This window comes from Cellulomonas fimi, assembly GCF_028527925.1.
Classification (GTDB): domain Bacteria; phylum Actinomycetota; class Actinomycetes; order Actinomycetales; family Cellulomonadaceae; genus Cellulomonas; species Cellulomonas fimi_C.
Genome location: NZ_JAPESW010000008.1, coordinates 97,935 through 120,703, shown reverse-complemented (window position 1 = coordinate 120,703; position 22,769 = coordinate 97,935). Strand labels below are relative to the sequence as shown.

At 74.6% G+C, this 22,769-nt stretch carries 20 protein-coding genes; 5 read left to right on the top strand and 15 right to left on the bottom strand.

Annotated elements, in window-relative coordinates:
- Positions 1-135: 135 nt before the first annotated feature.
- From OMK64_RS06095 to OMK64_RS06065, 7 genes are all read right to left on the bottom strand, one after another.
- On the bottom strand, positions 136-549 hold the full coding sequence (locus OMK64_RS06095; RefSeq protein WP_272727192.1) for a transferase: 414 nt from the start codon (positions 547-549) through the stop codon (positions 136-138).
- A 99-nt stretch (positions 550-648) separates the two neighbouring features.
- Entirely contained in the window at positions 649-1,194 is a 546-nt protein-coding gene (locus OMK64_RS06090) for a hypothetical protein (RefSeq protein ID WP_272727191.1), read from the bottom strand.
- A complete protein-coding gene (locus tag OMK64_RS06085) occupies positions 1,191-2,663 on the bottom strand; it encodes a serine/threonine-protein kinase (protein ID WP_272727190.1) in 1,473 nt (490 codons plus the stop codon). The genes OMK64_RS06090 and OMK64_RS06085 overlap by 4 nt, the downstream gene beginning before the upstream one ends.
- Positions 2,664-2,760: 97 nt before the next feature.
- Positions 2,761-3,396, bottom strand: a complete 636-nt coding sequence (locus OMK64_RS06080; protein WP_272727189.1) for a trimeric intracellular cation channel family protein — start codon at positions 3,394-3,396, stop codon at positions 2,761-2,763.
- A gap of 49 nt (positions 3,397-3,445) precedes the next feature.
- The gene (locus OMK64_RS06075) at positions 3,446-4,456 is read right to left on the bottom strand and encodes a DUF389 domain-containing protein (RefSeq protein WP_272727188.1); all 1,011 of its coding nucleotides are present in this window, start codon (positions 4,454-4,456) and stop codon (positions 3,446-3,448) included.
- A 60-nt stretch (positions 4,457-4,516) separates the two neighbouring features.
- Positions 4,517-5,008: a metallophosphoesterase family protein gene (locus OMK64_RS06070; RefSeq protein WP_272727187.1), complete on the bottom strand. Its 492-nt coding sequence runs from the start codon at positions 5,006-5,008 to the stop codon at positions 4,517-4,519.
- A 35-nt stretch (positions 5,009-5,043) separates the two neighbouring features.
- Entirely contained in the window at positions 5,044-5,346 is a 303-nt protein-coding gene (locus OMK64_RS06065) for a hypothetical protein (protein ID WP_272727186.1), read from the bottom strand.
- A 210-nt stretch (positions 5,347-5,556) separates the two neighbouring features.
- Here OMK64_RS06065 and OMK64_RS06060 point away from each other — a divergent pair, with 210 nt between their 5' ends.
- The gene (locus tag OMK64_RS06060; protein WP_272727185.1) at positions 5,557-6,354 is read left to right on the top strand and encodes a transglutaminase-like domain-containing protein; all 798 of its coding nucleotides are present in this window, start codon (positions 5,557-5,559) and stop codon (positions 6,352-6,354) included.
- Positions 6,355-6,424: 70 nt separating this feature from the next.
- Here the strand turns inward: OMK64_RS06060 and OMK64_RS06055 are convergent, their stop codons facing one another.
- From OMK64_RS06055 to OMK64_RS06045, 3 genes are all read right to left on the bottom strand, one after another.
- Complete coding sequence (locus tag OMK64_RS06055) at positions 6,425-7,405, bottom strand: diacylglycerol/lipid kinase family protein (protein WP_272727184.1); 981 nt, start codon at positions 7,403-7,405, stop codon at positions 6,425-6,427.
- 70 nt (positions 7,406-7,475) lie between these two features.
- Entirely contained in the window at positions 7,476-9,620 is a 2,145-nt protein-coding gene (gene dnaG / locus OMK64_RS06050) for a DNA primase (protein ID WP_272727183.1), read from the bottom strand.
- Positions 9,621-9,696: 76 nt separating this feature from the next.
- Positions 9,697-10,983 (bottom strand): deoxyguanosinetriphosphate triphosphohydrolase, encoded by a 1,287-nt coding sequence (locus OMK64_RS06045; protein ID WP_272727182.1) that lies wholly within the window; start codon positions 10,981-10,983, stop codon positions 9,697-9,699.
- Positions 10,984-11,110: 127 nt separating this feature from the next.
- Here OMK64_RS06045 and OMK64_RS06040 point away from each other — a divergent pair, with 127 nt between their 5' ends.
- Complete coding sequence (locus OMK64_RS06040) at positions 11,111-11,710, top strand: hypothetical protein (protein ID WP_272727206.1); 600 nt, start codon at positions 11,111-11,113, stop codon at positions 11,708-11,710.
- Entirely contained in the window at positions 11,707-12,822 is a 1,116-nt protein-coding gene (locus tag OMK64_RS06035) for an amidoligase family protein (RefSeq protein WP_272727205.1), read from the top strand. The genes OMK64_RS06040 and OMK64_RS06035 overlap by 4 nt, the downstream gene beginning before the upstream one ends.
- A gap of 14 nt (positions 12,823-12,836) precedes the next feature.
- On the opposite strand, the gene OMK64_RS06030 is transcribed toward OMK64_RS06035, so the two are convergent.
- From OMK64_RS06030 to OMK64_RS06010, 5 genes are all read right to left on the bottom strand, one after another.
- Entirely contained in the window at positions 12,837-13,616 is a 780-nt protein-coding gene (locus tag OMK64_RS06030) for an AAC(3) family N-acetyltransferase (RefSeq protein WP_272727181.1), read from the bottom strand.
- Positions 13,613-15,457, bottom strand: a complete 1,845-nt coding sequence (locus tag OMK64_RS06025) for a glycoside hydrolase family 13 protein (protein WP_272727180.1) — start codon at positions 15,455-15,457, stop codon at positions 13,613-13,615. The genes OMK64_RS06030 and OMK64_RS06025 overlap by 4 nt, the downstream gene beginning before the upstream one ends.
- Positions 15,454-16,380 carry a sugar ABC transporter permease gene (locus OMK64_RS06020; protein WP_272727179.1) on the bottom strand — a complete coding sequence of 309 codons (927 nt, stop codon included), beginning with the start codon at positions 16,378-16,380 and terminating at the stop codon, positions 15,454-15,456. The genes OMK64_RS06025 and OMK64_RS06020 overlap by 4 nt, the downstream gene beginning before the upstream one ends.
- Positions 16,380-18,005: an ABC transporter permease subunit gene (locus tag OMK64_RS06015; RefSeq protein ID WP_272727178.1), complete on the bottom strand. Its 1,626-nt coding sequence runs from the start codon at positions 18,003-18,005 to the stop codon at positions 16,380-16,382. Before OMK64_RS06015 ends, OMK64_RS06020 begins: the two co-directional genes overlap by 1 nt.
- Positions 18,006-18,198: 193 nt before the next feature.
- On the bottom strand, positions 18,199-19,443 hold the full coding sequence (locus tag OMK64_RS06010; protein WP_272727177.1) for a sugar ABC transporter substrate-binding protein: 1,245 nt from the start codon (positions 19,441-19,443) through the stop codon (positions 18,199-18,201).
- 213 nt (positions 19,444-19,656) lie between these two features.
- On the opposite strand from OMK64_RS06010, the gene OMK64_RS06005 reads away from it, so the two are divergent.
- Together OMK64_RS06005 and OMK64_RS06000 are read left to right on the top strand one after the other, a co-directional pair.
- A complete protein-coding gene (locus OMK64_RS06005; protein ID WP_238402685.1) occupies positions 19,657-20,742 on the top strand; it encodes a LacI family DNA-binding transcriptional regulator in 1,086 nt (361 codons plus the stop codon).
- Positions 20,743-20,887: 145 nt separating this feature from the next.
- Positions 20,888-22,663: a glycoside hydrolase family 13 protein gene (locus OMK64_RS06000; protein ID WP_272727176.1), complete on the top strand. Its 1,776-nt coding sequence runs from the start codon at positions 20,888-20,890 to the stop codon at positions 22,661-22,663.
- Positions 22,664-22,769: the final 106 nt, after the last annotated feature.

Below are 22,769 nucleotides of genomic sequence, written 5' to 3'. Positions count from 1 at the left end.
CGTCACGCTACGTCGGCTCCTCGCGCCGCGCGGCCGGACGGCGGCTCGGTCTCACGGTGCGGTCCGGTCCTGCTCCGGCGCGGCCGGACGGGGCCCGCGCCGGCCTCCGGGCGGAGGTCGCGCGGGCCGGGTCGGTCAGGCCGCCTCGCGCCGGGCGGCGTGCCGGGCGACGACGGTGCCGTCGGGGACGATCGCGTCCTGCTCGACGTGGGCGCCGGGCTCGACGACGACGTCCGCACCGAGGCGGGCGCGACTGCCGATGCGGGCGCGCGCACCGACACGGGTGCCGGGGCGCAGGTGGACGGTCGAGCCGACGAACGCGTCCGGGCCGACCTGCACGTTGCGGTCCACCCAGCTCGCGGTGCCGATGCGCGCCCGCGGTCCGACGCGCGCGCCGGACTCGACGTAGGCGGTCGCGGCCACGCTCGCCTCCTCGTGGACCTGGGCACCCGGCGACACGAGCCCACCACCGTTGGGGTGGCGGTCGTACCGCATGGTGGTGCCGTCGTCGGCCTCGAACTCGATCCGTCCGCGGGTCTTCCTGGTCATGCCACTCCTCTCGGGAACGGTTCTCGCTCTCTGGTCAACGAACGCATGCGCGCGCATGTTTCCGCGCCGTACGTGGTTGCGCTCACAGCGAAGGACGCGTCAGGGCTTGCCGGGCTTCTTCGCGTGGGGCGGCGTCTTCGGCTCACCCTTGCCCGGTTCGGGGGCGCGGTTCGCCTCCGCCTCCTTGCGGGCTGCGGCGGCCTCCGCCGTCGCCTGCGCGAGCGCCGCGTCGGCCGCCGCCTGGGCTGCCGCCGCCTGCTCCGCGGCCTCGGCGGTCGCCTGAGCGCGTGCCGCCTCCGCGGCGGCCTCGGCCGCCGCCGCCTGCTCCGCCGCCTCGGCGGCGGCCTGCGCCGACGCGGCCGCCTCGAGCTCGGTCGCGACGTCGTCGATCGCGGCGGAGAGGGTCGCGTAGCGCTCGGACGAGAGGTCGCCGCTCGAACGGCCGCCCTCGACCTCGGCACGCAGCCGGTCGAGCAGCGCCGCGGCCGCGTCGTAGCGCCCCTCGGCCGAGGCCTGCGTGACGGCGAGGACGTCGGACTGCAGGGCCCGCGCGCGGTCCGCGTCGACGTCGGGGCGTGCGCAGCCCGCCGCGCCGAGCAGGACCGTGGCGACGAGCGCCGACGCCGCCCACCGCCGCGCGCTCACGGCTCCACCCCCTGCTGCAGCCGGACCAGCGCGTCGCCCAGCGGTCCGTCCACCACCGGGTACGCGGGCGGCGGGGTCTGCGGCTCGGGGTCCGACACGGGCCGCACGAGCAGCACGACGGCGACGGCGACGGCGACGAGCAGGGCCGCGGCGACAGCGAGCACCGGCACGCGCCCCCAGCGCTCGACCACGCGGTGCGTCACCGCCGTGACGCGTCCGACGACGGTCGCCGCCGCGGTCCTGACCCGGTCCACCGGGGAGCCGGGCGCACCCGCAGGGGCCGCGACGGTGGGAGCCGGAGCACCCGGGGTACCCGGCACGCGCGCGCCCGGACCGTCGGCGACCGTGGCCTCGGCGGTCGTCGGACGGTCCGCCGCCTCCGTCGGCGCGCCCGCCCGCGGGCCGGACGGGTCCGCGGCGGCGTCGTTCGGCAGGCGGTCCATCGCGTCGGACGGCAGGCCCAGCGCCGCCGCGTCGGCGGCCATCGTCGGCTCGTCGACGATCGCGCCGGCGTCGGCCGGGCGGACGGCCGGGAGCAGGAGCGTCGCTCCCACCGGCGGTGCGGGGGCGACCCGACCGTCCAGCACGTCGGCGAGCTCGCGCGCGACGTCGTCGGCGGTCGGGCGGTCCTCCGGGCGACGACGCGTCATGCGCACGAGCAGGTCGGCGAGGTGCCCGTCGACGTCGTCGGGCACGTCGGGGTCGCGCGAGAGGCGTGCGGCGGCGACCTCGGCCATCGTGCCCGCGAACACGGGCCGGCCCGTCACGCACTCGAGCAGCACGAGGCCGAGCGCGTAGACGTCGCTCGACGGCGCGAGCGTGCTCCCGACGGCCTGCTCGGGGCTGAGGTAGGACGCGGTGCCGACGATCATGCCCGTCACCGTGAGCCGCGTGGCCGCGGCGAGACGCGCGATGCCGAAGTCGACCAGCTTGACCGGGTGGTCGGGCAGCTCGTCGAGGTCGAGGCAGTCGTCCGACGTCAGCAGGATGTTGCCCGGCTTGACGTCGCGGTGGATGACGCCGCGCGCGTGGACGACCGCGAGCGCCTCGGCGGCCGCCCGGCCCACGGCGGCGGTCTGCCGGACGGTGAGCGGACCGTCGGCGAGCCGCCGCGCGAGCGTCGGGCCGGGGACGAGCTCCATGACGAGGTGGACCTGGACGTCGTCGCCGTCGACCGGCACGGTGTCGGCGTCGAACAGGCGGACGAGACCCGGGTGCCGCAGCCCGGCGAGGACGCGGATCTCGGCCTCGTGCCGGCGCAGGTCGTCGCTGTCGCGCGGCACGGGCGGCAGGACCTTGACGGCGACGACGCGGTGCAGGAGCTCGTCGGTCGCGCGGTGCACGACGGCTGCACCGCCGCGGCCGATCACCTCGTCGAGCCGGTAGCGGTGCCCGAGGACCACGGGAGGAGCGGACGCGCCGGTCCCCCGGGACGGCGTCGGCGTGCTGCCGAGGACGGACGGTGGCACGTCGAAAGACGCTAGGCGACGGTCCGGCGGGGCGCACGCCGGGACGAGGATGTCACCCGCTCGACCGGGGGACCTGTCCGCACGCCGCGCAGTCGCCTCAGCTCGGCGGGAAACCCCGCCAGGGGCCGGGCACCGTCAGACGGAACCGCAGCGCGAGGACCCGCAGCACGAAGATCAGGAGCACCGCGCCCGTGATGGTCGCGCCGTCGAGCGCGTCCCACCTCCACAGGAACACCGTCAGCGCCGCGCCGAGCAGCGCGGGGACCGCGTAGAGCTGCCGGTGGTGCAGGACGACGGGCACCTCGCCGGTGAGCAGGTCGCGCAGCACTCCCCCGCCGACGCCCGTCATCACCCCGACCAGCACCGCCGCGACGGCCGTCGTCCCGAGCTCGAGGCCCTTGATGGTCCCGACGACGGTGAACACCGCGAGCGCGCCCGCGTCGAGCACGACGATCACGCGTCGGGCACGCTCGAGCCGTGGGTGGAAGAAGTACATCGTGAGCGCGCCGACGACGGCCGTGACGACGAGGCGCCAGTCGGAGATGCCGACCGGGGGCACCGCCCCGATGAGCACGTCGCGCAGCATGCCGCCCCCGAGGCCGGCTGCCCAGCCGAGCACGAGGATGCCGAACACGTCGAACTGCTTGCGGACCGCGGCGAGCGCCCCGGACATGGCACCGACGAAGACGCCGAGGATCTCGAGCAGCGGCTCGTAGGGCAGGTCCGCGATCACGGGACGTCATCCTCGCAGGCGGTCGGGTCGCCCGGTCGGGACCTCCCCCTCACGCGGGCGCGTCCGGGCGACGCAACGGTCCGGCGTGCGGACCGCGGGGGGCGGTGCGGCCGAGACGCGCCGCGAACCGCGCGCGCCGCACGGACGCGTGCCCCCACACGGTCCGCTGGACGACCAGCGTGAGCCAGCCGGCGACGGCCATGCCCGTGATGTTGACGACGAGCTGGAGCGCGCTGCCCGTGATCTCGTGCGGGACGCCGAACGCGAGGCCCAGGGCGAGGTTGCCCGCGGCGGGGATCGTCGTGACCGAGATGAACACGCCGGTGAGCCCGCCGACGCGCGACGACGTGAGCGACAGCACGCCCGCCGCACCCGCGATGACGGCGACGACGATCGACCAGCGGTCGGGGCGGTAGATGAAGTCGGTCCCCGGACGCGGCCCGGTGACGTCGTCGAGCGTCACCCAGCCGACCCCGCGCGCCACGAGCGCCGCGGCCGCGGTGAGCCCGATCGCGACGACGAACCCGACGAGCAGCGCGAGCGCCGCGCGCCGGAGCAGGCGCCAGCGTCGCCGCACGAGCGCGACGCCGAGCGCCGCGACGGCACCGAACTCCGGGCCCAGGACCATCGCGCCGATGACGAGGACCTGCGAGTCGACGATGATCGCGACGCTCGCGAGGAGCGCCGCGAGCGTCATGAAGCTGAGGAAGGTCCACGTGAGCTCGGTGTCGTCGTAGGCACGCAGCACGACCTGCGGCCAGACCACGGAGTCGGCGCTCGCCCCGGGTGCGACCCGCTCGGCCTCCCAGCCCGCGCGCGACACCCACGTGTCGACGGGGGTGAGCTGGATGGTGCCGACCTGCTGGACGTCCAGCGCGAGCAGCCGCTCGACCACGTCGTCCGCCGCCTCGCGGGCGAGGTCCGCCGTGACGACGTCGCCCGCGGGACGCAGCGCCGTGCCGGTGCCCACGACGAGCGCGGACACCGCCGGGTCGTCGCGCAGGACGTCGAGCACGGCGCCCGTGAGGTCCGTGGGGACGGTGACCCGCAGCTGCAGCACGGCGCCAGTCTGGCCCGGGGCGGTGGCGCTCCCGGTGCGCCACGCGGACGCGTCGGCGGGTCAGCGCGGCCGCGGCGGCAGGGCGTGCAGGACGACGTCCTCCACACGGCCGTCCGCGAGCGTGAAGGTGAGGAACGTGCACGCGGGCTGGCGGCGGCGGTCGGTGGGCGACCCGGGGTTGAGCAGGCGCAGCCCGCCGGGCGTCGTGGTGTCCCAGGGGATGTGGGAGTGCCCGAACACGAGCAGGTCCAGGTCGGGGTACGCCGCGTCGCACCGCCGCTCCCGGCCCGTCGCCGCACCCGTCTCGTGCACGACGCCCACGCGCACCCCGGCGACGACGGTCCGCGCGAGCTCGGGCACGCGTGCCTGCACGTCGGGGCCGTCGTTGTTGCCGTGGCACGCGAGCAGCGACCGCGACCGGGCGGCGAGGGCGTCGACCGTCGCGACGTCGACCCAGTCGCCCGCGTGCACGACGAGATCCGCCTCGTCGACGGCCTCCCAGAGCGGCGCGGGGAGGTCGCGCGCGCGTCCGGGGACGTGGGTGTCGGCCATGGCGACGACGCGGACGCGCCCGCCCGCCGGCCCGCTCACGGGCGCGGGTCCACGCGCCGCCAGGGCCGCTCGTCGCGCCGGGTCCCCGTCCCGGCCGCGCACCGGTGGCACCGGTGCGCGACCGCGTCCGCGTGCGCGCCGGTGGCGGGATCGGCGTCGGCCCACGAGACGTGCGGGAACCGCGCGAGCTCGGCGCGCGCGAGCGGGAGCCCGCACACCGTCTGGTTGGTGCCGGGCAGCCACGCGTGCACGTCACCCGCGGGTCGCCGGACGCCGTCCGGGTCCACCCACGTGCTCGACGCGGCCACCCGCGCACCGCTCACCCGCCGCGTCGCCACGTGCCCTCCTCCGCCGTCGCCGGACACGCTCGCCGCGCACCGTCCGAGCCACTGTGCGACGGCCGAGCCCGACCCGCACGCGCACCGCGCTGACCTGCACGGACGCGGCGCCTCGCGCCCCCGCTGGACGGATCGTCGCGCGGGGCTCACACTTGCCGTCGCCCCCTCGATGTTCCGGCCGCAGAGTGCCGGGAAAGGACCCGTGCGGTCGTGCTGCGCACCGTGACCTCCCACCTGTCGATCGACGTGCGGCAGCCGCTCGAGCTGCTGCTCGCCGTGGCCGTCGCGGACGGCGCCCACGACCGCTCCGAACAGCTCGCCGTCCGCCACGACGACGGCCCGCTGGACGTCGTCGAGATCAAGGGCCCGCACGGCGGCCGCACCCACCGCGTGCTCGCACCGGCGGGGCGGCTGGTCGTCGACTACACCGCCACGGTGATGGGTCAGGCCGACGCGCCGCCGGTCGAGGACATCGACCTCGTGGAGTACCGCCGCCCCAGCAGGTACGCGGACTCCGACCGCCTGCTCGCGTTCGCACGCGACCAGTTCCGCGGTCTCGAGGGTGTCGAGCTGCTCGACGCGGTCGTCGCGTGGGTCGCCGGGCACGTCACCTACCTGTCGGGGTCGAGCCTGCCGACGGACGGCGCGACCGACACGCTGCTCAAGCGGCGCGGCGTGTGCCGCGACTTCGCGCACCTCGTCGTCGCGCTCCTGCGCGCGACCGACGTGCCCGCGCGGCTCGTGTCGGTGTACGCGCCCGGCCTCAAGCCCATGGACTTCCACGCGGTCGCCGAGGCGTACGTCGACGGCGGCTGGCACGTCGTCGACGCGACGCGGCTCGCGCCGCGGGAGTCCTTCGTGCGGATCGCGACGGGCCGCGACGCGACCGACACCGCGTTCATGTCGTACTACGGCGGCTCGCTCACGCTGCGCTCGATGACGGTGACCGCGACCGTGCAGGGCATGCTCCCGGTCGACGACGGCACGGGGCTCGTCACGCTCCGCTGAGGCCCGGTACGCCGACGCCCTGCTCCTGACTTCCGCCCGCACGGAGGGCGTCACGGGCCCGCGGTGCGCGTCAGTGGTGCGGTCCGCCCTCGGCGAGGTCGGGCGACGTGTCGGGCTGGTGGACGCAGACCCACAGGCTGCGCGGCTCGACGGTCACCTCGAGCGTGCGGCCGGGGTCGAGCACGTCGCCGTCGAGCTGGCGCGGCTGCGGCCTGTCGCACCGGATGACGACGTGCGAGCCGCGCACGATCTCGCGCGCGGGCACCCGCTTGTGGCGCAGCGCGATGCCCACGAGCAGCTGCACCCAGTGCCCGAAGTTCTTCGGGGCGAGGATCGCGACCTCCATCGTCCCCGTGTCCGGCTGCGCGTCGGGGAGCAGCGTGATGCCGCCCTGCAGACGGCCCACGTTCCCGACGAGCACCGAGCGGGCCCGACGACGACGCGGCGCACCGCCGTCGATCTCGATCTCGACGCGCATCTCGTCGTCGGCGAGGTGCTTGACCGCCGAGAAGACGTACGCGATCGAGCCCGCCTTGTTCTTGAGCTTCGTGGGCGCGTCGTCCATCGTCGCGGCGTCCAGGCCCATGCCCGCCATGACGGCGAACACCTGCCCATCGGCGCGACCGACGTCGATCTGCCGCCGCCCGCGCGCGAGGACGGTGTCGACGCCGTCGGGAACATTGGTCGGCACGTCGAGGTTCGCCGCCAGGAGGTTGCCCGTGCCGCCGGGCAGGACCGCGAGCGCGGTCTCGGTGCCCACCAGGCCTTCGATCACGGCGCGGACCGTGCCGTCCCCGCCGCACACGAGGACCACGTCGACACCGTCCTCGACGGCCTGTCGCGCCTGTCCCGTGCCCGGGTCCTCGGCGGTCGTCTCCAGCCACGCGGGCTCCGGCCACCCGGCGGTGGTCAGCTGGGCCGTGATCGCCTGGCGCAGCTCGTCGGTGCCCTCGACCCGGTTCGGGTTGACGACCACCGCCGTGCGCAGGGGCTCGTCGCCGTGGCGCTGCTGCGGGGCCGGCTCGGTCGGGGTGGGGGCGGTGTCCGTCACGCAGGCGATTGTCCTGGCCGCGACCCGGTCGCGCGCGGCGAGCGTGCGCCGTGTGCCGCGGCCGGCCGCGTCAGGCGCTCTCGCGCAGCGTGCGCCGGCGACCCTCGAGCGCGACGAGCTCGGCGAACGCCGCCTGGTAGGCGGCGGCGTCCTCGGCCGGGTCCATCCGCTGGAGCCGCCCGCGCAGGTCGGCGATGCTGCGCGTGAAGCCGATCTCGACGAGCCGCAGCACGACGTCGCGGACGTAGCCCGGCATCGACTCGGGCCGGTCCTCCGGGAGGGGTGCGACCGCGAGCTCGGTGACGAGGGGCCGCACGGCCTCGGCCGCCTGCTCGACGACCGCGTCGACCCAGCCCGTCGAGGCGCCGCCCGCCGCCGCGGCGGCCGCGCGGGCGGCCGCCATACCGCCCGCCGCGCGCACCGCCTCGTGCACCGCACGGTGCGCGGGCGCGGCGAAGGCGTCGGCGGCGAGGTCGTCGAACTGCGCCGGCACGTGCTCGGGCTGCTGCAGGACGACCTCGAGCGCGGTCCGCTCGATCTGCACGACCGGGTCACGCCGGTCGGGCGACGGCATGCGCACGACGGGCGCCTCGGCGCCGTACGGGCCGTCGGCGCGCTCGTCACCGCGCGCCCAGCGGTCGTCGGGTCGCCCCCGGCCGTCGGGCCCGGTCCGACGGTCGTCCGACCGCGACCACGGCCCCTCGCGCCGCGCGCCGTCGCCGCGGCCGCGCGCCCCGTCGCCCCCGCGCCACTCCGGACGCGCGCCTCGGCCGCCGTCGCCGCGACCGGTGTCGGGACGGCTGCGCCGCTCGTCCGGCCGTTGCTCGACACCGCGCGCGCCGCTCCCCCGGCCCGGCCCGGCGGCCGCGACGGCGCGCCGCACCGTGTCCTGGTCGTCGATCCCCAGCCAGCCCGCGAGCAGGCGCGTGTACTCCGGCCGCAGCGCGGCGTCCCGGATGCCGGCCACGACGGGCGCGGCGGCGCGCAGGGCCGCGACCCGGCCCTCCGCGGTGCGCAGGTCGTGCGCGTCGAGCGTCGAGCGGATGACGAACTCGAAGAGCGGCGTCCGACCGGCGACGAGCGCGCGCACGGCGTCGGGTCCCTTCGCCTGGCGCAGCTCGCACGGGTCCATGCCCGACTTCTCGACGGCGACGAACGTCTGCGCGGAGAACGACTGGTCCTCGCCGAACGCGCGCAGCGCGGCCTTCTGACCGGCCGCGTCACCGTCGAACGTGAAGATGATCTCACCGCCGAGCGACGTGCCGGACGCGAGCTGCACGCCCCCCGTCGAGCCCGCGTCCCCGACGAGCCGGCGGACGACGCGCGCGTGGTCCGAGCCGAACGCGGTGCCGCACGTCGCGACCGCCGACCCGACGCCCGACAGGTGCATCGCCATCACGTCGGTGTAGCCCTCGACGACGACGACGCGCTTGTCCCGCTGCATGTCGCGCTTCGCGAGGTCGATGCCGTACAGCACCTGGGACTTGCGGTAGAGCGGCGTCTCCGGCGTGTTGAGGTACTTCGGGCCCTGGTCCTCGTCGAACAGGCGTCGAGCGCCGAAGCCGACGGTCTCGCCCGTGACCTCGCGGATGGGCCAGACGAGCCGCCCGCGGAACCGGTCGTAGATCCCGCGCTGGCCCTGGCTGACGAGCCCGGAGGCGACGAGCTCCGCCTCGGTGAAGTTCCGACCCCGCAGGTGCCGCAGCAGCCCGTCCCAGCCCTGCGGCGCGAAGCCGACCCCGAACTGCTCCGCCGCCGCACGGTCGAACCCGCGCTCGGCGAGGAACGCGCGACCCGCGGCCGCCGCGGGCGTCGTGAGCTGCTCGCGGTAGAACTCCTCCGCGACGCGGTGCGCGTCGAGCAGGCGACGACGGCGGCCCGGCTCCTCGCCCGGTCGGGGCGCACCGCCCTCCTCGTACCGGAGCTGGATGCCGACGCGACCCGCGAGGTACTCGACCGCCTCGGTGAAGCCCAGGCCGTCGACCTTCATGACGAACGCGATGACGTCGCCGCCCTCGCCGCAGCCGAAGCAGTGGTAGCGCCCGACCTGCGGGCGGACGTGGAAGGACGGTGAGCGCTCGTCGTGGAACGGGCACAGGCCCTTCATCGAGCCGACGCCCGCGGGCTTCAGGCTGACGTGGGCGCCGACGATCTCCTCGATGCGCGCGCGCTCGCGGACCGCCTCCACGTCCTCCCGTCGGATGCGTCCCGCCACGCGGGTGAGTCTAGGCGTCGCGGGGAGGGCTCCGGCCCGCCGCGCGGCGCCGTTCGCCCCGTCGCGTCCGCCGCGCTCAGTGCCGCGGCGGGTGGACGAGCCGCGCGTGCATCTCCGCGGCCGACACGTCCGTGAGCGAGGCCACCTGGTCGACGACGACACGCAGCCGCGCGGCGTCGTCGGGGGCCTGCGCCCAGTCGGCCGCGAACGGGGGCTCGAGGGCGAGCGGCGCGCGGTCCGACATGACCCGCACGAGGTCGGTGAGCACCTCGCGCTGGCGGTGGTAGAGCGGCTCGAGCTCGCGCGGCGCCATGACGTACGCGACCGCGAGGCCCTTGAGCACGAGGATCTCGGCCGTCGTGCCGATCGGCACCACGAGGTTCGCGGCGTACCGGGTGAGCGGGCCGTCGCCGTACTCCGCGCGCGTCGCGGTCTGCGCGGCCTTGGCGAACCGGCCGATCAGCTGGCTCGTGGCGTCCTTGAGCATCGCGAGCGCGCCGCGCGAGCCGTCGAACCCGGGCGTGGCCCACAGGTGCGCCGCGACCAGGCGGTCCATCGCGTCGTGCAGCCCGTTCTCGTCGACCGCGTCGCCGTACCAGGTCTGCACGGCCTCGACCACGCGCGCGCGCTCGTCGGGACGGGTCAGCACCCCGAGGTCGAGGCGGCCGCCGACGACCGCGTCCTCGACGTCGTGCACCGAATAGGAGATGTCGTCCGCGAGGTCCATGACCTGCGCCTCGAGGCACTTGCGGCCGTCGGGCGCGTCCTCGCGCAGCCACGTGAACACCGGCAGGTCGTCCTCGTAGACGCCGAACTTGTGCGTCGGCCGCCCGCTCGCGGCGCTCACGGGGCCCTGCCCGTACCGCCACGGGTACTTGACGGAGGCGTCGAGGCTCGCCCGCGTGAGGTTGAGCCCGACCGTCTGCCCGTCCGGCCCGACGACCTTCGGCTCGAGCCGGGTCAGCAGGCGCAGCGTCTGCGCGTTGCCCTCGAAGCCGCCGATGCCGCGCGCGAGGTCCGCGAGCGCGCGCTCGCCGTTGTGGCCGAACGGCGGGTGGCCGAGGTCGTGCGCGAGGCACGCGGTGTCGACGACGTCCGGGTCGCACCCCAGCGCCTTGCCGATCTCGCGGCCGACCTGCGCGACCTCGAGCGTGTGCGTGAGGCGCGTGCGGACGAAGTCGTCCGACGACGGTCCGAGGACCTGCGTCTTCGCGCCGAGCCGGCGCAGTGCGGACGAGTGGACGATGCGCGCGCGGTCGCGCTCGAACGCGGTGCGCTCACGCGACTTCGGCGCCTCCGGCGCCCACCGCTCACGGTCGGCGTCGACATAGCCGTCGCGTTCGAGCACGTCAGGGGCGGTCACGGGTCTAGGGTATCGAGCGCCAGGGTGGCCCCACCCGCGGGTGACGCACGTCGCACCGCGAGCGGACGCAGCCCGGCGTCGGTGGCGTCGGGCAGGCGCGACCGACCCGCGCCCTCACGGAGGTCCGATGAAGCCCCTCGCGAGCACCACCCGCTCCCCCCGCCGGACCGCCGCCATCGGCGTCGTCGCGGCGACGCTCACCGTCGGTGCGACGGGGGCCGCGTACGCGCTCGCGCAGAACGGCGCCTCGCCGGACACCGCGGTCGTGGCGGCGGACCGGCCGGTCGTGTCCGACGAGCCCGTCGACCCACCCATGCCCCCGGAACTGGCGAACCGCACGCCGACGCCGGTCCCGGGCGAGGAGGAGTACACCCAGGAGCGCTCCGACGCGTTCTGGGCGGCGGGATACCACATGGAGGACGCCGACGCGCTCGCCGAGCTCTGGCAGGTGTCGGTCCTGGAGGCGAAGGGCCGCGCCGGGCAGATGCTGCTCGACGGGCAGCCCGTGCCCGTCGCACCGGGGTCGTCGCTCGACCTGTCCGACCCCGAGACCCTCGCGCGCCTCGACGCGATCGCGTACTGGGACGCCGGCTACACCGCGGAGGACGGCGCCGCCCTCGCGGCGCTCTGGTCGGTCGACGTCTTCGAGGCCAAGGCGACCGCCGGGCAGATGCTCCGCGCGGGGCAGGCGCTGCCGATCCCGCCGAGCGGGACCCCGGTCTCCTGACCGCCGCCACGGCCCACGGCACCGGCACGTCGGGGACGCGCGACCTGTCCTGGCGTACGGGGTTCGAGATCGAGCTCCTGGCGCCCGCAGGCTCCGACCGGCTCGTGCTGGCCGAGCGGCTCGCCGCGACGCACCGCGGCGACGTCGTCCGGTCGTTCCACACCGACTCCGAGCCGTCGCCGGTGGCGGGCGTGGAGACCTTCCGTCACCTGTCGCCCGCGTTCGGCGTGCTCGACGCGTCCGGTGCGCCCGTCGCGCGGCTCGTGGACGACGTGACGATCCGCGCGGACCTCGACGGCACCGGCACCCGCGGGCACCGCGGCTGGTACCGCGTGCTCAGCGACGACGGTCGTCTGCTGCGGCTCGTCGAGCGGCACGCGGACCCCTCGGCTCCGCTCGCGTCGGTCCTCGACCCGGTGGCCGCGCTGTTCGGGGTCACGGTCGACGTGCGACCCGGCTCCGCGCGCGTGAACGACGGGGCCGGCGCGACCGTGGCGGTGGCGCTGCCGCTGCCGCCGGGTCGCGAGCGCCCGTGCGAGGTCGTCACGCCGCCGATCGTCGCCGGTCACCGGGCGGCGCTCGCGCGGTTGCTGGCCCCCGCGCGCGAGCTCGGGTTCACGGTCCCGCACGAGGCCGCCGTGCACCTGCACCTCGACGCCGGGCCGTTCCGCCGTCCGGCGGCGTTCGCGAACGTCGTCCGCCTGTTCGGATGGTGGCGCGAGCACCTGTGGACCGCGCTCGGCACGAACACCGCGTGCCGGCGTCTCGGTCCGCTGCCCGCCGAGCTGCTGGACCTGGTGTCGCGTGAGCCGGCTGACGGGCCGGACGCGTGGGGGACGCTCGCGGCCGACGCCCGGTCGACCGGCCTGACGAAGTACGCGGACGTGAACCTCACCCAGGTCGTCGCGGCCGACCCCCTGCGCGACACGCTCGAGGTGCGGATCCTGCCGGGGTCGCTCGACGAGGACGCGATCGTGCGCGACGCCGCGCTGGTCGAGGCGCTGCTGCGGCGCTGCCTGGACGACGACCGCCCGCTCCCCCGTCCGGCGGCGGGTACGCCGGTCGACGTCCGGTCGGCGCTGACGGACCTCCAGGACCTCCTGCGGTCCTGAACGGAGCCGGCGCCTCAGGCGCGCGTGCGGGCGAACCAGTCGGCGGCGAGGTCGACGAGCGGCCGGACGGGGGCCAGCCGGGCGGGCGCGGCGCCCACGGAGCCGACGGTCTCGTGGCCCGTGGCGGAGAACACCGCGCCCACGGCCTCGAAGTCGGCGTCGTCGACGACGGGCTCGTCGAACCGGACCCACTCGCGGCGGCCGTCGACGAGCAGCGGCGCACCGTTGGGCACGGTCGGCAGCGGGAGGCCTGAGCGGGCCTCGGCGAGGTGCAGCACCGTGCACTTGTCGTAGCCGACACCGAGGAGGAGGACCTGCGCGTCGAGCACGTACAGGGCCGCGAGCGGGGAGCCCTCGCCGACGGGGTCCTCGAGATCGTGCCGCGCGAGGACCTCGGCAGCGTGCGGGCCGTGCGCGACGAACGAGCGGTGAGGGTGCGACGAGCGCTGCGTCCCGGGCAGGGTGCGCAGCGCCTCGACGACCCGTCCCATCGTGCGGGTCGGGGTCCAGGCGGGGTCGTAGACGGGCAGCGCGGCGCGCACCTCGTCGTACCGCGACGGCGGGACCGCCGGGTCCGCCAGGTACGCGGGGTCGCACAGCTGCCACGACTGCGACGGCATGACGAGCGTCCCGCCCGGACCGAGCACGTCGAGCAGCGCCCGGACGACGGCCTGCTCCCCGCCGACGACCGTGCCGAGCCGCGACAGCGACGCGTGCGCGATCAGCACTCCCCCCGGCTCGACCCCGAGCGCGCGCAGGTCGCGCTCGAGGTCGGCGCCGAGGACCAGCGTCACGCCAGGCGCCAGACGGACACGCCGGGCCCGTCCCCCGCGACGCGCAGCGCGTCGGGCCGGACGTCGAGCGTGCCGTCGCCGTACAGGCGCTCGACGGCGGCCCCGGCCGGGACGAGGTGCCGCGGCAGGTCGACGCCGCTCCACGGCGCGCGGGCGGCGACCACGAGCACGCGCTCGTCGGCCGTCTCCCGCAGGTAGGCCAGCGCGTCGTCCGACACGACGGCCCAGCGCAGGCCGCCCTCGCGCAGCGCACGCGACGAGCGTCGCAGCGCGATGAGCGAGCGGTAGACGTCGAACGTCCGGGTGTCCCAGCGGTCGCCGCCCCCGGCCTCGATCTGGTCCCACGGCATGGGCACGCGTGCGTGCTCGCCGTTGGTGCCGGTCGCCCCGCCCTCGTCGCCCGCGAACAGCGCGGGCGTGCCCGGGTACGTGAACAGCAGCCCGGCGGCGACCTCGACGAGCGCCGGGTCGCCGACGACGGTCCGCAGCCGCGGGGTGTCGTGCGAGCCGAGCATGTTCCACTGCCGCGCGGTGACCTTCCACGGCACGGTCGCGTCGAACTCGCGCATGGTCTCGACGACGGACACGCCGCCGCGGCGCGGGATCGTCGTCGGGACGCCGAGGAAGTCGAGCGTCGTCGCGGGGTCCACGAGCCAGGTCCACAGCGGCTTCGTGAACGCCGAGTAGTTCATGTTGACCTGCCAGCCCTCGCCGGTCAGGTCGCCCGCGGCGTCGTGGAAGTGCTCGCTGACCAGCACGGCGTCGGGGTTGAGCTCGGTCATGGTCGCGCGCACGGTCCGGGCGACGTGGTGCGTGAAGTCGTCGGAGGCGTACCGGCCGGTCATGTTGGCGACGTCGATGCGCCACCCGTCGAGCGCGAACGGCTCACCGAGCCAGCGGCCGATGACCGAGCCGGGACCCTGGACCATCCGCCGGGCCAGCGCGGACGAGCCGTAGTTGAGCTTGGGCAGCGACGGGACGTCGAGCCACGCGACGTAGCCGAGGTCGGACTCCTTGTCCCAGTAGTAGAACTCGGCCTCCTCCGACGACCGGTCCCGCAGCGCGTGCTCGAACCACTCGTGCGCGACGCCCGTGTGGTTCGTCGTGAAGTCGCCGACGAGCTTCATGCCGCGCCCGTGCAGCGCGCGCCGCAGCGAGACCAGCGCCTCGTCACCTCCCAGCAGCGGGTCGACGTGGTCGAACGTCCGCGCGTCGTACCGGTGGTTCGACTGCGACGGGAAGACGGGCGTGAGGTAGACGGTGTCGACGCCGAGCCGCTGCAGGTGGTCGAGCCGCTGCTCGATGCCGAGCAGGTCGCCGCCGTAGAGCTGCACGGGAGTCGACGGCCCGCGCCCGATCGGCTCGTCGTCCCAGCCCGCCGGCTCGGCCCAGTCGGGGAACGTGCGCTCGACGCCCGAGCGTGCGAAGCGGTCCGGAAAGATCTGGTAGACGACCGCCGACGACGTCCACGCGGGCGCGGGCTCGTGCACCGTGAGGCGGAAGTCGGCCGCGTCGGGCACGTCGCGGGAGAACAGCCCCCGGCCGTTGAGCCAGCGGTAGCCGCCGGGCTCGTCGAGCAGCGCGCGGTACGACGTGACCGGGTTGTGCACCGGGACGTCGGCGACGTACCAGCGCTCGTGCGCGTCGGCGCGGTCCAGCCGGGCCTGCACCATGCGCGGCTCGGCGTCCCGGACGGTCCGCACCCACAGCGCACGCTCGGTCGCGGACGCCGGCACGCGGAACCGGACCGGCACGACGTCGCCGAGCGCGGGCGTGCCCTGCGGGACGTAGAGCTCCGAGCCGTCGTGGTGGGGCTGGTCGAGCAGGTGGTGCACGGTCATCCCTTCACCGCGCCCTGGGTCAGGCCGGAGACGATGTAGCGCTGGAGGAACTGGAACAGCAGCACGACCGGGATCGCAGCGAGCACGGCGCCGGCCGCGAACACGCCCCAGTACTCGGAGAACCGCTGGCTCACGTACTGGTAGAGACCGACGGCGAGCGTCTGCGACTCGGGGTCGACGAGCACGATCGACGCGATGAGGAAGTCGGAGAACACCCCGACGAACGACAGCAGCCCGACGACCGCGAGGATCGGCGCGACGAGGCGCAGGATGATCGAGAAGAAGATCTGCGCGTGGCTCGCGCCGTCGATCTTGGCGGCCTCGTCGAGCTCCTTCGGGACGGTGTTGAAGAACCCGTACATGAGGTAGGTGTTCACGCCGAGCGCGCCGCCCAGGTACACGAGGATCAGGCCGAGCGGCGAGCCGAGGCCGATCGCCGGGAAGACCTCGCGCAGCGTCACGAGCAGCAGGAAGATCGCGACGTACGCGAGCACCTGGGGGAACATCTGCAGCAGGAGCAGCGACAGCAGCCCGCCGCGGCGGCCGCGGAACCGGAACCGCGAGAACGCGTACGCGGCGGCGGCGCCCAGCAGGACCGTGCCGATCGACGTGGTCGTCGCGATGACGATCGTGTTCGCGAACCAGCGCACGTACGGGTGCACCGGGTCGGTCAGCAGCTCGACGTAGTTCTGGAACGAGATGCTCGAGAAGAGCTTGTTCGACCCGGTCAGCGAGCCCGTCGGGTTCAGCGACGACGACAGCACGTACAGGATCGGGATGAAGCAGAAGACGAGCACGGCCCAGGTGACGACGTGGCGCCAGCCGAGCTCGCGCCACCAGCGCGCGCCGCGCGGGGTCGTCTCGTTGCTGTCGGGGCGCAGGCCGGCCTCGGTGGTGCCGGCGGGGAGCGTGGTGGCAGCCATCAGTGCAGGTCCTCCAGGGCGCGGGTCTTGCTGAAGGTGGCCGCCGAGATCGAGGCGACGATGAGGAAGATGAGGATCGACACCGCGCACGCGAGGCCGTACTGGCGGTTCACGCCGCCGAACGCGAGCCGGTAGACGAACGTGATGAGGATGTCGGTCGCACCGACGTCGACCGGTGCCGACAGGTCGTCGGGCCCACCCTCGGTGAGCAGGTAGACGACGTTGAAGTTGTTGAAGTTGAACGCGAACGACGAGATGAGCAGCGGCGCGGTCGAGACGAGCAGCAGCGGCATCGTGAGCGAGCGGAACAGGCGCAGCGGCTTGGCGCCGTCGATCTTCCCGGCCTCGTAGATCTCGTTCGGGATCGACTGCAGCGCGCCCGTGCAGATGAGGAACATGTACGGGAAGCCGAGCCACAGGTTCACCACGAGGACCGAGATCTTCGCGAGCCACGGGTCGGTGAGCCAGGGGATGCTCGCGCCGCCCAGCAGCGTCGCGTTCACGAAGCCGAAGTCGCGGTTGAGCATGCCCTGCCACACGAGCGCGGTGAGGAACGCCGGGAAGGCGTAGGGCACGATCAGCAGCGACCGGTAGATCTTGCGGCCGCGCACCTTCGGGTGGTTGAGCACGATCGCCATGAACAGCCCGAGCCCGAACGTCAGGACGACGGACAGGATCGCGAACGCGAACGTCCAGAGCAGCACGCCGACGAACGGCCCGGCGAGCGTGGAGTCGGTGAAGACGCGCGTGAAGTTGTCGAACCCGACGAAGACCTTCCACCCGGTGCCGAGCTGCGAGCCGTCCGAGGCGACGAACGCGCCCTGCTCCTCGTCGGCGGTGTAGACCTGGCCGGTCGTCGTGTTGGTGATCGTGCCGGCGGCCTCGTCCCACTCCATCGTCGAGACGTAGACGTAGCCGGTCGAGCCGTCGGGCGTGCGGACGCTGCCGTCGTTCGGGTCGTCGGAGATCGGGACACGCAGCGCGAAGATCTCGTCCTGGCGCTCGAGCACCTGGGCGAACTGCAGCGTCTCCCAGCCGTCGACCGACGCGACACGCCCGTTCTCGAGCGTCGCGTCGACGGGTTCCAGCGGCTCCTCGGCGGTGCCGAGCTCCGCGTCGCCCTCGCCGTCGACGACCGCGAAGCCGAGCTCGTCGCCGTTCACGACGACGGTCAGCGGGTACGTCGGCGAGTCCGGGAGGCGCACCTCGTTCTGCACGAGGATCGCCTCGACCGCGTCGGCCTGCGTCGAGTTGTGGCCGTCGCCGTAGTTCGTGAAGGCCGTGAAGCCGGTGTAGAGGACGACGAACACCTGGTACACGAGCAGGAAGATCAGCCCGGGCACGAGGTACTTGGCCGGGAGCATGCGCTTGGAGAAGTAGACGACGTTCACCACGACGAGCGCGACGACGAGGAACGCGACGATCCCCCACTGGCCGAGGGCACCGGCCGCGAGGATCCCGTAGACGCCGAGCGCGTCGACCAGCGCCACGAGCACCGTCTTGACCCAGAAGCCGCGGGTCAGGTCCTGCCGGCTCCACCAGCTGCCCGTGGGGCGGGGCGAGCCGGGCGGTGGTGGCGGCGCGGGCGCGTCCGTGCGGTCAGGGCGGGTCGACGTGTCCGTCATGGGGTGCTCCGGAGATCGGCGGTGATCGGCGCGCGCGGCGCGCGAGGGCTGCTCGGTGCGCGAGGCGCACGGGGTGGCGCGCGCGGTGCGCGCGGCGCGAGGGCGGCGCGCGGACGCGGCGGCGCCAGGGGGTGCGCGCGGTGCGCGCGGTCCGGCGACCCGGCCGGGGCGGGCCGGGTCGCCGGACGGGTGCTCAGCTCGCGGCGATCTTGCCGGAGATCGAGGCGGTCATCTGGTCCCACAGCGCGGCCGGGTCGCCCTGCTGGTTGACGAGCGCGACCTCGGTGGCGCCCCAGTCGGCCCAGACGGTGTCCATGGCGGGGATCGACGGCATCGGGACGCCGTCCTTGCCGACCTCGGCGAAGCCGCCGACGATCGCGTCGTCGCCGATCTCGTCGAGCGCCGACTGCAGCGCCGGGGCGCGGCCGCCCGCCTCGTACATGGCGAGCTGGACGTCCTTGGTGCCGAGGTAGTTGACGACGAACTCGTTCGCGAGGAGCGCGTTCTTCGACTTCGCGGAGATGAAGAAGCCCTGCACGCCGACGAACGGCTGCGACGGCTGGCCACCCGCGGACGGCACCTTCTCGATGCCGACGTTGATGCCGGCGCTGACGAAGTCGCCGACGTTCCACGGGCCGGTGATCATGTACGGCGCCTGGCCGTTGATGAACGCCTCCTTGGCGACGTCACCCGAGAGCGACGTGTTGAGGACGCCCTCGGCGCCGAGCTTGGCGACGTACGCGGCGAACGCGCGGCCGCCGTCGGAGTCCATCGCGAGCTGCGCCGCGTCGTACGCGCCGTCGGCGTCGGTGCCGAAGACGGGGGCGCCGAACGACGTCTGCAGCGGGTACATGTGGTACGGGTCGCCGGTCTTCTCGTCCTGCTGGATGAGGACCGAGTACTGCGTGCCGGTCGCCTTGGCCTGCGCGACGAGCTCGTCGAACGTGGTGGGCGTGGCGTCGGGGACGAGGTCCTTGTTCTTGACGAGCGCGATGTTCTCGACGGAGTACGGCAGGCCGTACAGGGTGCCCTCGTAGCTCATGGCCTGCGTGGAGACGGGGAGGAAGTCCTCCGCCTTGTCGCCGAGCTCGATCGGGGCGACGACGCCGTTCTGGACGAGCTTGCCGAGCCAGTCGTGTGCGCCGACGATCACGTCGGGGCCCTGGCCGGTCGGCGCCTGCGAGATGAAGTCGTCGCGGATGTCGCCGAAGTCCTTCTGGACGAGCTTGACGGTGACGCCCTTCTCCTCCTCGAAGGCGGTCGCCACCTCCTTCACCGGGCCGGACCGGGTGTCGTCCACCCAGACGGTCAGGGTGCCGGCGTTCGCCGCGGACGACTCGGACGCGTCGTCCGTCGTCTCGCCGGACGAGCCCGAGCACGCAGCGAGCGTCAGCGCGAGGCCGAGGGTCGCTGCGACGACAGGGATGCTCCGTCGCATCGTGTCTCTCCAAGGGGTGCAGAGGGAGTGCCCGCTCCGGCGGTGCTCCCACCGACGCTGGCCTGGTGCGACGGAAAGTTACGTCGTTGCACCGCGCGTTGCAAGTCGTTACGGTAACTTTCAGGCAACGGTTGCAGCGGCGTCACGAACGGGCTCGCCTCGACCACGAACAGCCCAGGACGAGGAGGTCCCGTGTCCCTTACGCTGCCACCCGTGCGCACCCGTCTGACGGACCTGGCCGAGCAGGCCGGCGTCAGCACGGCGACCGTGTCACGGGTACTCAACGGCAAGCACGGCGTGTCGGCCCAGGCACGGCAGGCCGTGCTGGCGGCCCTCGACGTGCTCGGCTACGAGCGCCCCGAGAAGCTGCGCACCCGGTCGGCCGGCCTCGTCGGCCTCGTCGTCCCCGAGCTCTCGAACCCCGTGTTCCCCGCGTTCGCGCAGGTCATCGAGACGATGCTCACCGAGCGCGGGTACACCGCGGTGCTGTGCACGCAGTCCCCCGGGGGCACGACCGAGGACCAGTACGTCGAGATGCTCCTCGAGCACGGCGTCGACGGCATCGTGTTCGTCTCCGGACTGCACGCCGACACCACCGCGAGCAAGGAGCGGTACCACCGGCTGCGCAGCCGCGGGCTGCCCGTGGTCCTCGTCAACGGCTGGGCCGAGGGCGTCGACGCGCCGACCGTGTCGACCGACGACGCCGCCGCGCTCGACCTCGCGTTCCGCCACCTCACGTCGCTCGGCCACCGCAGCATCGGCCTCGCGATCGGCCCCGACCGCTTCGTGCCGGCACGCCGCAAGCGCGAGGAGTTCGCGGTCAACCTGCAGCGGCACCTCGGCGTCGACGACCCCACCGGGCACGTCGTGTCCACGCTGTTCACCGTCGAGGGCGGCCAGGCGGCCGCCCTCGACCTCATCGACTCCGGGCACACCGCGATCATCTGCGGCTCCGACCTCATGGCGCTGGGCGCGATCCGCGCGGCCCGGTCGCGCGGGCTGTCGGTCCCGGGCGACGTGTCGGTCGTCGGGTTCGACGACTCGCCGCTCATCGCGTTCACCGACCCGCCGCTGACGACCGTGCGCCAGCCGGTCCAGGCGATGGGTCACGCCGCGGTGTCGGCGCTCGTCGCGGAGATCAACGGGACGCCCGCGTCGCGCACCGAGCTCAAGTTCCACCCCGAGCTCATCGTCCGCGGCTCGACCGGTGCGGCCCCTGCCCACGCGGTCGCGAACGGCGCGCCGGCCCACGGCACCACCGCGAACGGCACCACGGCGGACGGTCCGGCACCCGCCTGACCGGCAGGCTTGCCGGACCCCGGCAGCCACTGCCTACCCTGGTCCGACCCGGAGCCTTCGCCCGGCCCGCCCGGCCGACCCACGCACCGCTCCTCCGGCGACGACGCCTCCCCTCCCCAGAAGCACCCGAAAGAGGCATGCCTGCATGACGACGCTCGACTCCCGGCCCCTGCACACCCTCGTGCACGCCCCCGGTTCCCCCGACGCCGAGTGGTGGCGCACCGCGGTGATCTACCAGGTCTACCCGCGGTCGTTCGCCGACGCGTCGGGCGACGGCGTCGGCGACCTGCCCGGCATCACGTCGCGCCTCCCGCACCTCGCCGAGCTCGGCGTGGACGCGGTCTGGCTGTCGCCGTTCTACCGCTCGCCGCAGGCCGACGCCGGCTACGACGTCGCCGACTACCGCGACGTCGACCCGCTGTTCGGCACGCTCGACGACTTCGACGCGCTGCTCGCCCGCGCGCACGGCCTCGGCATGCGCGTCATCGTCGACCTCGTCCCCAACCACACGTCCGACGAGCACGCGTGGTTCGTCGAGGCCATGGCCGCCGGCCCCGGGTCCGCCGCGCGCGAGCGCTACCTGTTCCGCGAGGGCCGCGGCGAGCACGGCGAGGAGCCGCCGAACAACTGGCAGTCGATCTTCGGCGGCCCGGCGTGGACGCGCACGACCAACCCCGACGGCACGCCCGGCCAGTGGTACCTGCACCTGTTCGACTCGCGGCAGCCCGACCTCAACTGGGACCACCCCGAGGTCCGCGCCGAGTTCGAGGACGTCCTGCGCTTCTGGCTCGACCGGGGCGTCGACGGCTTCCGCATCGACGTCGCGCACGGCATGGTCAAGGAGCAGGGCCTGCCCGACTGGGACGGCCACGTCTCGATGATCGAGGGCGTCGACGAGGTCGACGGCCACGAGGCCGTGCCGGCCGACGCGGACGACCCGTCGCGCGCCGACGAGGTCACCGGCTCGGGCAACCGCGGCCCGATGTTCGACCAGGACGGCGTGCACGAGATCTACCGGGCGTGGAACCGCGTGCTCGCCGAGTACACCGGCGACCGCGCTCTCGTCGCGGAGGCGTGGGTCGAGCCGTTGTCGCGCCTCGCGCTGTACGTCCGCCCGGACGAGATGCAGCAGGCGTTCAACTTCGCGTTCCTCGCGACGCCGTGGGACGCGGCGCAGCTGCGCGACGTCATCGAGGCGTCCTACGTGACGGCCGACGGCGTCGGCGCGCCGACCACCTGGGTGCTGTCGAACCACGACGTCGTCCGGCACGCATCGCGCCTGGGCCTGTCCGTGCCCGGCTCGCGGCCCAACGGCATCGGCATCGGCGACGAGCAGCCCGACGAGGCGCTCGGCCTGCGCCGCGCGCGCGCCGCGACGCTGCTCATGCTCGGCCTGCCGGGCTCGGCCTACCTGTACCAGGGCGAGGAGCTCGGCCTGCCCGACCACACCGCGCTCGACGACGACCTGCGCCAGGACCCCGCGTTCTTCCGCACGGGTGGTGCGGAGCGCGGGCGTGACGGCTGCCGCGTCCCGCTGCCCTGGGCGGCCGCCGAGGAGGGCTTCGGCTTCTCCCCGACGGGCGTGACCTGGCTGCCCCAGCCGGCGTCGTGGGCGGCGTACGCGCTCGACGCGCAGCGCGGTGTCGCCGGCTCGACCTACGAGACCTACCGCACCGCCCTCGCGACGCGCCGTGCCGAGCAGCTCGGCTCGGGCGGGCTCGCCTGGGCGCCGGACCTCGGCGACGACGTGATCGCGTTCGTCAACCGCGAGGTGCTCGTCGTCGCGAACCTCGGCGCCGAGCCGGTCGTGCTGCCGGCGGGCACCGAGGTGCTGATCGAGTCGGGCGCGACCGCGACGGACGCCGACGGCGCCGTGCTCGTCCCGTCGGACACGACCGTGTGGGTCCGCGCGACCGCGTGACCCCGCCTGCCGCCCCGGGTGGCGCGCCGACCACGGTGCGCCACCCGGGGCGGTCGTGCGTCCGGCGACGGTCGTGCGTCCTCGGTGCGGCCGTCCCGTCCGGAGA

Coding starts and splice junctions, on each gene's coding strand:
- OMK64_RS06095 (WP_272727192.1), bottom strand. CDS start 549: ATGACCAGGAAGACCCGCGGACGGATCGAGTTCGAGGCCGACGACGGC.
- OMK64_RS06070 (WP_272727187.1), bottom strand. CDS start 5,008: ATGGCCGACACCCACGTCCCCGGACGCGCGCGCGACCTCCCCGCGCCG.
- OMK64_RS06025 (WP_272727180.1), bottom strand. CDS start 15,457: ATGACCGTGCACCACCTGCTCGACCAGCCCCACCACGACGGCTCGGAG.
- OMK64_RS06040 (WP_272727206.1), top strand. CDS start 11,111: ATGAAGCCCCTCGCGAGCACCACCCGCTCCCCCCGCCGGACCGCCGCC.
- OMK64_RS06000 (WP_272727176.1), top strand. CDS start 20,888: ATGACGACGCTCGACTCCCGGCCCCTGCACACCCTCGTGCACGCCCCC.
- OMK64_RS06010 (WP_272727177.1), bottom strand. CDS start 19,443: ATGCGACGGAGCATCCCTGTCGTCGCAGCGACCCTCGGCCTCGCGCTG.
- OMK64_RS06015 (WP_272727178.1), bottom strand. CDS start 18,005: ATGACGGACACGTCGACCCGCCCTGACCGCACGGACGCGCCCGCGCCG.
- OMK64_RS06020 (WP_272727179.1), bottom strand. CDS start 16,380: ATGGCTGCCACCACGCTCCCCGCCGGCACCACCGAGGCCGGCCTGCGC.